This is a genomic window from Winogradskyella pacifica (genome assembly GCF_003386275.1).
Taxonomy (GTDB): Bacteria; Bacteroidota; Bacteroidia; order Flavobacteriales; family Flavobacteriaceae; genus Winogradskyella; species Winogradskyella pacifica.
Genome location: NZ_QREI01000003.1, coordinates 131849 through 144523 on the forward strand (window position 1 = coordinate 131849; position 12675 = coordinate 144523).

10 protein-coding genes are annotated in these 12675 nt (G+C 33.8%); 1 reads left to right on the plus strand and 9 read right to left on the minus strand.

Annotated features, from left to right (window positions below):
• Position 1: 1 nt before the first annotated feature.
• On the plus strand, positions 2-775 hold the full coding sequence (gene mazG / locus DFQ09_RS07720; protein ID WP_115809086.1) for a nucleoside triphosphate pyrophosphohydrolase: 774 nt from the start codon (positions 2-4) through the stop codon (positions 773-775).
• Positions 776-1261: 486 nt separating this feature from the next.
• On the opposite strand, the gene DFQ09_RS07725 is transcribed toward mazG, so the two are convergent.
• The 9 genes from DFQ09_RS07725 to DFQ09_RS07765 form a co-directional block, all read right to left on the minus strand.
• Positions 1262-3286, minus strand: coding sequence for a DUF349 domain-containing protein (locus DFQ09_RS07725; protein WP_115809087.1), 2025 nt, complete (start codon positions 3284-3286; stop codon positions 1262-1264).
• Positions 3287-3366: 80 nt separating this feature from the next.
• On the minus strand, positions 3367-4128 hold the full coding sequence (locus DFQ09_RS07730; RefSeq protein ID WP_115809088.1) for a shikimate dehydrogenase family protein: 762 nt from the start codon (positions 4126-4128) through the stop codon (positions 3367-3369).
• Positions 4097-5116: a DUF368 domain-containing protein gene (locus DFQ09_RS07735; protein WP_115809089.1), complete on the minus strand. Its 1020-nt coding sequence runs from the start codon at positions 5114-5116 to the stop codon at positions 4097-4099. The genes DFQ09_RS07730 and DFQ09_RS07735 overlap by 32 nt, the downstream gene beginning before the upstream one ends.
• On the minus strand, positions 5116-6084 hold the full coding sequence (locus tag DFQ09_RS07740; RefSeq protein WP_115809090.1) for a DUF368 domain-containing protein: 969 nt from the start codon (positions 6082-6084) through the stop codon (positions 5116-5118). Before DFQ09_RS07740 ends, DFQ09_RS07735 begins: the two co-directional genes overlap by 1 nt.
• Positions 6085-6121: 37 nt before the next feature.
• Positions 6122-7528, minus strand: a complete 1407-nt coding sequence (locus DFQ09_RS07745; RefSeq protein WP_115809091.1) for a tetratricopeptide repeat protein — start codon at positions 7526-7528, stop codon at positions 6122-6124.
• Positions 7529-7689: 161 nt separating this feature from the next.
• Positions 7690-8865 carry an aspartate aminotransferase family protein gene (locus DFQ09_RS07750; protein ID WP_115809092.1) on the minus strand — a complete coding sequence of 392 codons (1176 nt, stop codon included), beginning with the start codon at positions 8863-8865 and terminating at the stop codon, positions 7690-7692.
• A complete protein-coding gene (locus tag DFQ09_RS07755; RefSeq protein WP_181897157.1) occupies positions 8866-10683 on the minus strand; it encodes an OstA-like protein in 1818 nt (605 codons plus the stop codon). It lies immediately after the preceding gene.
• Positions 10684-10874: 191 nt separating this feature from the next.
• Positions 10875-12155 carry an adenylosuccinate synthase gene (locus DFQ09_RS07760; protein WP_115809094.1) on the minus strand — a complete coding sequence of 427 codons (1281 nt, stop codon included), beginning with the start codon at positions 12153-12155 and terminating at the stop codon, positions 10875-10877.
• A 12-nt stretch (positions 12156-12167) separates the two neighbouring features.
• Entirely contained in the window at positions 12168-12620 is a 453-nt protein-coding gene (locus DFQ09_RS07765) for a Fur family transcriptional regulator (protein ID WP_020894917.1), read from the minus strand.
• Positions 12621-12675 lie beyond the last annotated feature (55 nt).

A 12675-nucleotide genomic window follows, 5' to 3' on the forward strand; every position in this document is an offset into this window, starting at 1 on the left:
AATGTCTGATAAAGCAGCCCAATTAAAAGCCTTTGAGCGTTTGTTAACTATTATGGATGAGTTGCGAGAGCAATGTCCATGGGATAAAAAACAGACGATGGAATCCTTACGTCATCTCACCATTGAAGAGGTTTACGAACTTGGAGATGCTATTCTCGATAATGATTTAGACGAGGTTAAAAAGGAATTGGGAGATGTTTTGCTTCACATTGTGTTCTATTCTAAAATAGGAAGTGAAACCAATGATTTTGATATTGCAGATGTGTGTAACAGTATTTGTGATAAACTTATAAGCCGTCATCCTCATATCTATGGGGATGTCGTAGTTAAAGATGAAGAAGACGTAAAGCGCAATTGGGAACAGCTTAAACTTAAAGAGGGTAAAAGTAGTGTGCTCGAAGGAGTGCCAAAAAGTTTGCCTGCTGTTGTAAAAGCTAGTCGCATACAAGAAAAAGTAGCTGGTGTTGGATTTGATTGGGAACACCCAGAACAAGTTTTTGAGAAAGTAGAGGAGGAGATTGCCGAATTAAAAGCTGAAATCCTAAAAGGAGATCAAGATGCTATAGAAAGCGAATTTGGGGATGTCATGTTCTCTATGATTAATTATGCGCGTTTCCTTAAAGTAAATCCTGAAAATGCCTTAGAACGCACCAATAAAAAGTTTATAAAACGCTTTCAATATTTAGAATCTAAAGCTAAAGATTTAGATAAATCTTTAAAAGACATGACGCTTTCTGAAATGGATATCTTTTGGGAAGAGGCAAAATTACTGTAATGCTATAGCATTCCTGCAAAGGCAGGAATCCACTTTGAATGATGCTTTTAATTTTGCAATGAATTTTAAAAATTAAAAAGCTAAATATCAGAATTGTCTGTCAAAACTTGACACGAAAACTATAAGGAATTATTTCTGCTTAAAAATGAATTGCCTTTATTAAAGTGTCAACTCCCTTCTAAAGACGACACTGAAAACAAGCTATTTGTTAAAGTTTTCTAAAATTTACAATCCAAACATCCAAAAGTGCTTTCTGTGCGTAAATACTGTATATAAAAACAAAAGCGTTTTTATAATCTTAGTAGGAAATCTTAATTATTATTTTAAGCGGTTGTAATTAAGGTTAATTTAGTTTAGTTAGGGCAAAACCCACTTGTAAAGCACAGGTGGGTTTTGATATTTTAGAGATTGAATAAAAAAAAATAGTATTTACAAGAATTAAGCAATTCACGCAAATACTATTTTAATAGATTTTCTTAGTTTTATTTAGCTATACATACCACGTACCTTAGTCAACTTAGATTTCCAAGTGTCTAATTCTTTTTTGTGGTTGGCAATATTCTTATGTACATCTTTTACCAATGGATTATCTGATTTTACATTAGAGAAAAACTGTAAGTTATTTTCTAATTGATTGATTTCAGATTTAATTTCAGTAATTCTTTTTCGGATAAAGTTTTGCTCATTATCTAGTAATCGCGTGTCATCAGAATCGGCTAAGTTTTCGAGTTTGCTCTCAAACTTAATCATTTCTAATTTCGATTTATCCATTTTAAGCTTATCGAATTTATCATCAATCGCTTTGTAGAATTTACCATCGATATAACGTTTGTTTTGCGGTACATATCCAATGGTTTTCCACTCGGCAATTTTGTCTTGTAGTATTTTAATATCTGCTTTAGGATCTTCAGTAAGCTCAAGTGTTTTTAACTCGTCAAGAAGCTTTGCTTTCTTATCAAAAGCATCATAAAGGTGCTGATCTTGGGCTTTGCGCTCTGTATGCATTTTGTCAAAATAGTGATTACAAGCGGCTTTAAATTGCTTCCAGATTTTATCGCTATCGCGTCTTGGAACATGACCAATTTTTTTCCATTCATTCTGAATTTTCTTCATCAATGGAGTTACCGTTGCAAAGTCTTCACTGTCTTTATTGTCTTCTGCAATTTGAATTAAATCCTTTTTCTTTTTAAGATTATCGTATTGATCTTTCTTTAAATCTTTGTAAAAACTGTTTTTACCACGATTAAAAGTTCTAACTGCTCCTTTAAATTTTGCCCAAGTACTTTCATTAACTTTTAACGGCACTTTACCTGCCTTAAAAAAGGCATCTCTTAAAACTTCAATGTCTTTAATTTTTTTCTGCCATGCGCTATGTGAGTTGCCTTTGTCTTCTGCAACAGCCACTATTTGTGCAATGATTTCTTCCTTACGCTCAAGATTTTTTTCGTGAGCCTTATCCATATCAGCATAGTAAGATTGACGCTTATCATGGATTGCTTTTGTAGCATTGCTAAAACGTTCCCAAATGGCTTCTCTGTGCTCTTTACCAACAGGTCCAAGTTCTTCTTTCCAAAGTTTATGTAATACTTGTAGTTCTCTAAAAGAACGGTTTGTATTTTCATCTTCTGCTAACTCTTCTGCACGTTCTATGATTTTTAATTTCTGATCATAGTTATGCTTAAAGTCCATATCTCTCAAATCATTATTGAGATGTAAAAAGTCGTAAAAACGCTCTACATGATGATGGTATGTGTTCCAAGCATTATTGTATTTATCTCTTGGAATTGGTCCTGCATTACGCCATTTTTCCTGAAGCTCTTTGAAGGTTTTATAGGTTGTACCCATATTTTCTTCAACACTCAGTAAACCTTTGATATCTTCAATTATTTCTAATCTAGTGTCAAGATTTTGCTTAAGGTTTTGCTCACGTTCTTTATAATAAGCATTTATCGTTTGCTTGTATTCTTTATAATGTGTGTTGAATTGTTTTTTGGTGTCATTGGTATAATAGAAATCTATTTCGTTACCACCATCTTCAATAAATTCTTCCTTTTTTTCATCTAGAAGTTCACTGTATTTCGCATTGAATTCGCCTTTAATCTCATTAACATGTTTAGAGATGGTCTGAATTTTATGAGTTTTCAAGAGTCTACCGATTTCAGCAGTTAACTCATCCATAGTCATGGCATGATAATCTTTTTCTTCTACCTCATGACGTTCAGCATTAGATTCATCTTCAGCATCTTCAGCGTTTGAAGCTTCAATTTCGTCAACAAGTTCATCTTTAGGTGCTTTAGTTGTAGGAGTGTCCTCAACGTCATCGTCTTCAGATTTTACGTTGTCTACAGCTTCAGTTTCAACCGTTTTAATTTCAGAACCTTTTTCAAGATCATTATTTACTTCAGTATCAACGGCATTCGTTTCAATTTCAGTTGGTTGTGTTGGAGTAGTTTCTGTTGATTCTACTTCTTTTTTTCCATCTGCATCTTGCAGGTTATCATTCTCAGACATATGTCAAATATATTTTTATAGATGTTAAAGATACTAACAAGTGGTTTAACTACAAAGGAAATGCGTGTAGAGCTTGTATTTTAGGATTTATTCCAGATCTCCCAAGATTTTTTAGCCTGTAAACTTAACATTTCTAGGCCGTTAATGGTCGTTGCTCCCTTAAGTTGCCCACAGTGTAAGAATTTAGTTTGCTCAGGATTGTAGATAAGATCATATAAAATATGCTCTTTTGTGATGGCATCATACGGAATATCTGGACATGCGTTAACTTTTGGAAACGTGCCAATTGGGGTGCAATTGATAATAATGGTATAATCCGAAATAATTTTTTCTGATAAGTCGGAGTACAAAAAAGTAACGTTTTCTTTTCGAGATCGTGAGACAAAATCATATTTAATTTTTAGCTTCTTTAGCGCATAAGCAATGGCTTTAGAAGCCCCTCCTGTACCCAGAATTAAAGCTTTTTTGTGATGTGATTTTAAATGTGGTTTTATGGAATTTTTAAAACCATAAAAATCGGTATTATAACCTACGAGCTTTTTCTTTTTTGTAATCCGAATGGTGTTTACAGCTCCAATGTCTCTTGCTTTTTTGTTGAGTTTGTCTAGTAAAGGGATAACTTGTTCCTTATAAGGAATAGTGACGTTAAGACCTTTTAAGTTTGATGTCTTTTTTATGATTTCTGAAAGCTCATCTATAGATTGTAAATCGAAATTGACATAGGAATTCGGTAGGTTTTCAGAGTCGAATTTATCTTTAAAATACCCTCTAGAAAAAGAATATGAGATGTCTTTTCCTACGAGTCCGAATTTAAGCTTTGATTTGTCTTGTGCGTTTTCCATACCATTCTAATCCTAAAACTATAAGGATTCCAAGGGCAATATAAACAATTGCGATGTAAGTTTGGGTGCTCAATTCTGGTAAATACCGTTGGTAATTGGTAATGATTTGTTTTCCAGTGGAATCTAAAGTCGCTACGCCTTCTACATTCGTTTTGTATATCGTTTCTTTCCAAGGCCATACAACCCCTAATGAACCGATGATAAAGCCCATGATGGTCGCAAGCGTTATAAATTTATAGTTTTTTAGAATATAACTTAGCATATGAGAAAACGTCACTAAGCCTGTTACTGAACCCAAGGTAAACACCGCTAAGACTTTTAGCATGCGTATGCGATATGCGTTATTGATAAAATCAAAATTACCACTAAAAATATCGAACATAGTATCGTAAAGTGCATTTACAGAATCAACTAATAATAGTACATAATTACCCAGAAGAATAAGTATAAATGAGCCAGAAAAGCCAGGCAAGGTCATGCCTGAGACACTAATTATACCACAGAAGAAAACAAAAAAGAGGTTGTCATTTTCCGTTGCAGGATCTAAAAAACTAACACTAATTCCTGCTATGGCTCCTAGAACTAAAGCTAATAACGTAGTTCTGTTCCATTCTTTAAAATCTTTAGAAATATAATAGATGGATCCTAAAATCATTCCAAAAAAGGTACTCCATACATAGAGTTCATAATGCACAATGAGATAATCTAGTAATTTAGAAACACTAAAGTAACTCACTATCATACCCAAAAAAAGTAAGCTTAAAAATTTGCCGTTTATATAACGATAGAAGCTTTTAAAACGTGCATTAATTAAAAGCTTAAAAGCTGTTTTATTAACGCGTTGTAGTGAGTAGATGAATTCTTCATAAAAACCAGCAACAAAGGCAACAACTCCACCAGATACGCCAGGAACTTTATTAGCAGCTCCCATGGCTAAACCTTTAATGACCAAAAATAAACGATCGATTAGGGTTCTGGTACTTTGCATTACACCTTATTTTTTTGTTTTCCTAAGCCTTCTAATATAAGAATGACTGCAAACCCGATAACAATAAAAACAATTGCCATAACTAATTCATTATCTCCAATATACGTTGTTGGTGAAATACTTCGATCTAATAGCGTCACCACTTCTCCTTCAGAATTTATACGCGTTTTTATAATCTCTTTCCATGGCCAAATTTTATTTAGAGAGCCAATCATAAACCCTGTTAAGATGGCTAGTGTAAGATTCTTATGATGTTTAAACATCCAATTTAAAGCTTTTGAGAATACTTTAAGGCCAATGATAGCACCCACAGCAAGCAATACAAATTTTAAAAATGCATCTTTAAAGAGTTCCATGTTGCCGGTAAGTAAACCATCTCTTAAGTTATTAATGGTGTCAATTGCGGTTTGATACGCCCCTAGAATTAATAAAATGAATGCACCAGAAACTCCAGGTAGTATCATAGCAATAATAGCAATGAAACCACAAAATAATAAATAATATGGACTATCGGGGGAGGCAAAAGGTTCCGCTAAGGTGATATAAAACGATATAATTGTAGTTATAATTATTGCAATAACCAATTTTACAGACCAACCTTTAATTTGTTTAGCGATGTACAAAATACTAGCTAATACAAGTCCAAAAAAGAACGACCAAAGTAAAATAGGTTCGTTGTGTAATAGCCATTTTATGATTTTAGCTAAGGATAAGATACTGATGGCTATACCAGAAAAAAGCGCTAATAGAAAGTTGCCATTAAAGGAGTTCCAAGCGGCTTTAAAACCATCTTGTTTCCATACTTTAATAACACTGAGGTTAACCTTATCAATGCTTTCAATAAGTTCTTCGTAAATACCAGATATAAAAGCAATGGTTCCACCAGAAACACCAGGAACAACATCTGCTGCTCCCATTGCAATGCCTTTAAAAATAATCACTAAATAATCTATAAATCGTCTTTGCATTCTTTGATAAAATAAGAATGCTAAGGTATGATTTTTTTTAGTTTGATGTCTTTTTAGCTTCTGAAATTATAGCTTTAATCAAGGGCTTGTCTGTAAGTTGTGGAAATAATTCTGAAATAATAAAGTTGTAATCAATATTAAGTCGGGTTCCATTTTTAAGGTGAAAACGGCCTTCTTCAGGCTGATGAACTGTGAAATACAAACCTGCTAATCGGTATTCTACTTCGGCATTTTCCGGATAAAATTCTGAAGCCTGAAGTAAATTGAATATAGCTGCATCGTGGTTTCCTAATGTTATAAGCACATCAGTTCTGTTTAACCACGTATCCAATTCAAAATTACCTAATTCTAAGCTTTGTTTGTAGCCACGCTCTGCTTCTTCAAGGAAATTTAAACGTTTATTTACAGCCGCATATAACTTCCAATAGGTGGCATTGTCACCATCTATAATAACCGCTTTATTAATATAGTATAATGCCTTTTGGTAATTAAGACGCTTCATGTAGAACTTGGTAATTCCAATCCAAGCTTTGTCTAACAAAGCATCTTCATCTATTGCTTTTTTGAAGAACTGAACAGCTAAATCTTCCTCATCGAGTTTAGCATAGCACTGACCAATACGCAAAAGCGCAAAAGAGGTTGGGTCGTCTAAAGCCAAGGTGATTTTGTAATTTTCAATCGCCTCTTCATACTGTTTTAATTTCTCTAATACTTTTCCTTTTTCAAGATAAGCGCCTACAAAGGTATCATCCGAAATTATGGCAAAATCTAAAGCTGCATTTGCTTTTGTGTAATCTTTAATTGTAAAGTATTGGCGACCTAGTTGATGCCAGCCAACCTCACAATACGGATTGGTATTTAGAAATATGTTTAAATAGTCAATAGCTTCTGTATGTTGATTTAAAAAATCATAACAATACACAATATTATGTAGCGCAGAATAATCTGAAATATCGCTTTCTAAGCATTTTTTAAAATATATAATAGCACTTTCAAATTGATCTAAAAACAAATACTCCATGCCTACCAAAGCATATAAATCGGCATCATCTTCTGGTGTATTAGATAAATCTATGGCAATTAATAAAGTATCTATAGCTTGTTGATGTTTATCTTGCTTAGATAATACATTTGCTTTTTGAATAAAGATTTCTTCGTTTCTAGGTTCTATATTATGAAGTCTATCTAAAAGATTATTGGCCTCTTTAAACTTGTTTTCAATAACTAAAATTTCAACTTGAAATAATCTTAGATTAATCGAAGAAGGGTGTTGTTCTAAGCCTAATTTAATGGCACGTTTAGATAGCGCAATCTTACCATTCTCTAAATAGTGGTGAATAATGTTTTCAAAATCGTTTGAATCAAAGAACAAAATATTGTTGGTCTTTAACATCGATTCAAATCGAGTAATTGGAAAGTTTTCGTCCTCTTGACTGTAATGCATAAATGATTTAATATTTCGCTGAAATAAAATTACAGCTATCCTTTAGGATACATCGTTTTTAATGGTAATGTTCTTAACAAAATAATTAACATTCAAACCCTTGTTTATGTAGTGGGTCTTAGACGCTTGATGTTAAGTGTGTTGATAGGGTAGTGGTAGGGCTAAATTTCGTCTAGTATTGACGTTATTAAACGACATCCTTCTATTATTTCATCATTAGAAATGGTCATTGGAGGTGTAATTCGGATGGCTTTGGGTTCAAAAAGTAACCAAAACAAGATTAATCCTTGGTCTTGAGCTCGTAAAATTAGGGTACTTGTGAGTTCTGCACTTTCAGTAAAAGCGGCTAACATTAATCCGCGACCTCTAATCGCTTTGATGTGTTTATGCTGAAGATGTTTCCTAATTAATTGTTCCTTTTCTAAGGCTTCAGACATCAGATTTGACTCTGTAATTTCTTTTAAAGTAGCTAAAGCTGCAGCAGCGATTACAGGGTTCCCTCCAAAGGTTGTGATGTGTCCTAATTTTGGATTATCGCTTAAGCAATCCATCATGTGTTTTGAAGCTGTAAAGGCTCCAATAGGTAAACCGCCTCCTAAACCTTTGCCTGTAACCACGATATCTGGTTGGCAATTATAGTTTTCGAATCCGAATAATTTTCCTGTTCGTCCTATTCCTGGTTGGATTTCATCTAAAATAAACACAGCTCCAACCGCATTACAGCGTTGTTGTACTTTAGTTAAATAGTTGTTGATTGGTTCAATAAATCCGGCTCCTCCTTGAATGGTTTCGAGAATAACAGCAGCTGTTTTTTCGGTTATTTGATTTAAATCGTCTTCAGAATTAAATTCAATATGTTTTATATCTGGAATTAAAGGTAAAAAGGGCTGCTTGCGTTCTTCATAATCCATTAAGCTTAATGAGCCCATCGTATTACCGTGATACGCGTTTTTTGCAGCAATAATTTCTGAGCGCCCTGTAAAACGTCTTGCTAATTTAAGGCTGCCTTCAATTGCTTCGGTTCCTGAATTGACTAAGTACGTTGATTCTAATGGCTTAGGTAAATGTTTGGCTATTAACTTCGTTAATTCTAATGCTGGTTTTTGAATGTACTCTCCATACACCATAACATGAAGATATTTGTCTAACTGCTCCTTAACTGCATTTACAACTTTAGGATGCGAATGTCCTAAGCTACATGCTGAAACTCCTGCAACAAAATCGAGATAAGCTTTGCCTTTAGTATCGTAAATATAAGATCCTTTGGCATGACTTATTTCCATTGCCAAAGGGTGAGGAGTAGTTTGAGCCTGGTATTTTAAAAATGCGTCTTTCAATTATTCACCTTCTTTTTTAATAATCGTTTTTAAAGGTTTTGTCTTTGTAGAATCTGCTTTTTTGGTCGTAGATTCTAAAGGTTTTACCGCTGTTTTCTTAGGAAGGTTTCGGGCTGCTTTATTCTCTTTTTCTGGAGTTGCTTTTCCGGCGTCTTCTATACGTTGTGTAATTGCATCACCGATAAATGCTTCTGGTGGAACGTAGTCGTCTAAACCTTTAATTATTGGTAAGTCTAAAGGAGGATCGTCTTTGAATAAATCTTCAACAGATAGTGGTTGTTCTTCACCACGCCAATCGAAGTCTCTTAATTTTCTACCGCTTTTTGGAAAGTCAGATTCAGGAAAAATATTACCATCAATTTGGTTGATAAATCGGACTTCATCAATAGCCTGATCAATAATTTTAACATTAATACTTCCAGATTTTGACTTTTGAATACCTATCAATTCGCCATCATCATTTCTTAAATAACGAATGGTTTCAGCATTTTTAATGATGTCTACATTATAAAGTTCGTTGTCTCTAAACAATCCAATCAGCCGTTGTCCTTTTATTTGGTTAAAAGCATCTTCACTTATTGTATCCTTACTAATTAAAAAGGCGTTTTCAAATACTTTTAGAGAATCTAATTGTTCTGTTTTTGGATTAGAAATTAAGTGAATAGTATCTCCGGTCATTTGGTTGCCTATATTCCAAAGTACGGGTTTTCGTTTGGTAGCAAAAGCATCTGTAGAACTAAATCTATTAAGGTTAATCATTTGGGTAAGCCCTTCTTTATGATTAACGTGAATAGAATCGGATTTACCGGCCATATCACTTTTATATAATCGGGCATTATTATAAGCGCGCGTAATACGATTTTCGGGTTTACCAGTAACCATTAATGTATCTGCATGGATGTAAACAGAATCTTTTTCTTGAACCGTTATAGCCAAAGCACGTTTCGTAATATACATGGAGTCTTGCGCGCGCCAAACTTCTGCGTAATGACCTTTTACGATGCTTTTGTTTAAGGTGTCTGTAACCGTTATATTATTGGTCGCCGAAGCGAAACTTTTATTTCTATCAAAATATAAACTATCTCCTTCTACAGTGCGGTTGTCGTAATCGATTTTGGCATTACGTTGAAAATGTCCAGTGTTGTTGTTAGTGTCATAAAAGCCACGTTCGCTATATATTTTACTAGTTTCTCCAACGATTGTTGAAGGTCCGAAAAGATAAGCATGACCATTTTCTGTAAAGAAATCGAGACGTTCGGTGTTTAGGGTGTAATCAGGATTTACGAGAACGACATCTTGAATAAATTGGTATTTACTAGCATTCATATAATACCTACCGATTTGACTTGTAATTGTTCCTGAAGTATCTCTAACAACAGTGCCTCTTGCATTATAATAGGCTTCTTGCTTTATTCTGTCAAAATAAAGTGTATCGGTTTTTAATATAGATTGTGGTTCTGTTAAAACAACATCTCCTCTGGCAATAGCTAATTGCGATTTACCGCTATATTCTAAATATTTAGCCACCATATTTATGGAGTCACCTTGCTTCATTACAACGTTGCTAAAGGCTTCAATGAAATCTTGATCTTCGTAATAAATAGCTTTATCGCAAAAAAGATCTGCTCCTTTGTGAATAAAATGGACTTGCTGTGACTTGTTCCTTAGAAATACGATTGCTCCATCTTTAACGTCTGGTGACGTTGAAGTTCTACCAGAGTATTTGACAGTGATTTTTTGCTTTTCTTGTCCAAAGCTAAAAAAGACAGACAGGAGGCAAATAATAAATAGAAGCTGTTTAAATCGTTTCAAAGACATATATTTTTTACAAAATAACACTTATTAGATTTGCTTTAGTGTGTGTTAACGTTTTTTTTAACAGAACTGTGTAGCTTACTAAGCATTGTTGTAGATAAAAATATTGGTTTTTTTGAGAAACAGTTTAAAGCTTAGACGCTATGTCTTTACAGTAAATTTCACAAAAAAACCAATACTTTATTTAACGCTTATTATACCGTCTTACGAATAATCGTTTGTTTACGATCTGGTCCTACAGATACAATTGTAATAGGAATATTTAATTCTTTCTCTAAGAATTCAACATAACCATTTAAATTTTCTGGAAGTTGTGATGCTTCAGTCATTCCTGTTAAATCCGCAGCCCAACCTTTTAATTCAGTGTAAATAGGAGTGATGTTTTCCGCCTCGATATTATATGGTAAATGCGTAATAGTTTCACCTTTATATTTATAAGCGGTACAAACTTTCAAGGTTTTAAATCCAGAAAGTACATCACCTTTCATCATAATTAATTGGGTAACACCATTAACCTGACAAGCATAACGTAAAGCCACTAAGTCTAACCAACCACAACGTCTAGATCTTCCGGTTGTTGCGCCAAATTCGTTACCAACGCGGCCCATAGTTTCACCATCTTCATCAAATAATTCCGTTGGGAATGGTCCTGAACCAACACGTGTAGTATAAGCTTTAAAAATTCCGAATACTTCTCCAATTTGGTTTGGAGCAACTCCTAAACCTGTACATGCACCAGCTGCTGTAGTATTAGATGATGTTACGAAAGGATAGGTTCCGAAATCAATATCTAATAAAGAGCCTTGCGCACCTTCTGCTAATATAGATTTACCAGATTGTTGTGCTTGATAAATATATTCTTCAGAGTCAATAAATTTCAATGATTTTAAAGTGTCGATAGCTTCAAAGAAATCCGCTTCTAGTTCTTTTAAATCATATTGAATATCTACGTTGTAAAATTCAATCATTGCTTCGTGCTTATCTGCTAAAGCTCTGTATTTGTCTTTCCAATCGGCTAATTCAATATCACCAACTCTAATACCGTTTCTACCGGTTTTGTCCATATATGTTGGACCAATTCCTTTTAATGTAGAACCGATTTTTGCTTTTCCTTTTGACGCTTCACTTGCAGCATCTAATAAACGATGCGTAGGTAAAATAATATGTGCCTTACGTGAAATGCAAAGGGATTTTTTATAATCAACATTTTGCTCTTCTAACTTATCGAGCTCTTTCTTGAAAATAACAGGATCGATAACAACACCATTACCAACAAGATTCACTTTATTCTCGTGAAAAATACCTGATGGAATTGTATGTAATACATGTTTCTTGCCATTAAACACTAAAGTATGACCTGCATTTGGTCCTCCTTGAAAGCGTGCAATAATATCGTAGTTAGAGGTAAATACATCGACAATTTTTCCTTTGCCTTCATCTCCCCATTGTAATCCAAGTAGTAAATCTACTGCCATTTTAAAATTGAGTTAGTCGTCTTTTTTACGATTACCGTAAAAATATAATGAATGATTAGTTATCTGAATATCAAAAACCTCTTCTATGGTTTTTTTTATGGATTGAATGCGAGGGTCACAAAACTCTATGACTTCACCTGTATCTGTGAGAATCACATGATCGTGGTTTTTATCAAAATACGATTTTTCGTAATGTGCCTGACTTTGCCCAAATTGATGCTTGCGGACCAAAGCACACTCCAGAAGTAATTCAATGGTGTTATATAGCGTCGCCCTACTTACACGATAGTTTTTGTTTTTCATTTTGATATATAAAGACTCAATATCAAAATGTTCTTTGCTATCGTAAATTTCTTGAAGTATAGCGTAACGCTCAGGTGTTTTTCTATGACCTTTATCTTCAAGGAATTGTGTAAATACACGTTTTACAATTTCCTGATTACTTTCTTCTGTGGTTGCATTCATAATTAAGAAGCAAATTTAAGGAAATTTTATAGGATATGAATTATAAATTTAGGTA

Bases quoted from the DNA above. Each gene is read 5' to 3' on its own strand.
- mazG (WP_115809086.1), top strand. From the start codon at position 2: ATGTCTGATAAAGCAGCCCAATTAAAAGCCTTTGAGCGTTTGTTAACT.
- DFQ09_RS07725 (WP_115809087.1), bottom strand. From the start codon at position 3,286: ATGTCTGAGAATGATAACCTGCAAGATGCAGATGGAAAAAAAGAAGTA.
- DFQ09_RS07730 (WP_115809088.1), bottom strand. From the start codon at position 4,128: ATGGAAAACGCACAAGACAAATCAAAGCTTAAATTCGGACTCGTAGGA.
- DFQ09_RS07735 (WP_115809089.1), bottom strand. From the start codon at position 5,116: ATGCAAAGTACCAGAACCCTAATCGATCGTTTATTTTTGGTCATTAAA.
- DFQ09_RS07740 (WP_115809090.1), bottom strand. From the start codon at position 6,084: ATGCAAAGACGATTTATAGATTATTTAGTGATTATTTTTAAAGGCATT.
- DFQ09_RS07745 (WP_115809091.1), bottom strand. From the start codon at position 7,528: ATGCATTACAGTCAAGAGGACGAAAACTTTCCAATTACTCGATTTGAA.
- DFQ09_RS07755 (WP_181897157.1), bottom strand. From the start codon at position 10,683: ATGTCTTTGAAACGATTTAAACAGCTTCTATTTATTATTTGCCTCCTG.
- DFQ09_RS07760 (WP_115809094.1), bottom strand. From the start codon at position 12,155: ATGGCAGTAGATTTACTACTTGGATTACAATGGGGAGATGAAGGCAAA.
- DFQ09_RS07765 (WP_020894917.1), bottom strand. From the start codon at position 12,620: ATGAATGCAACCACAGAAGAAAGTAATCAGGAAATTGTAAAACGTGTA.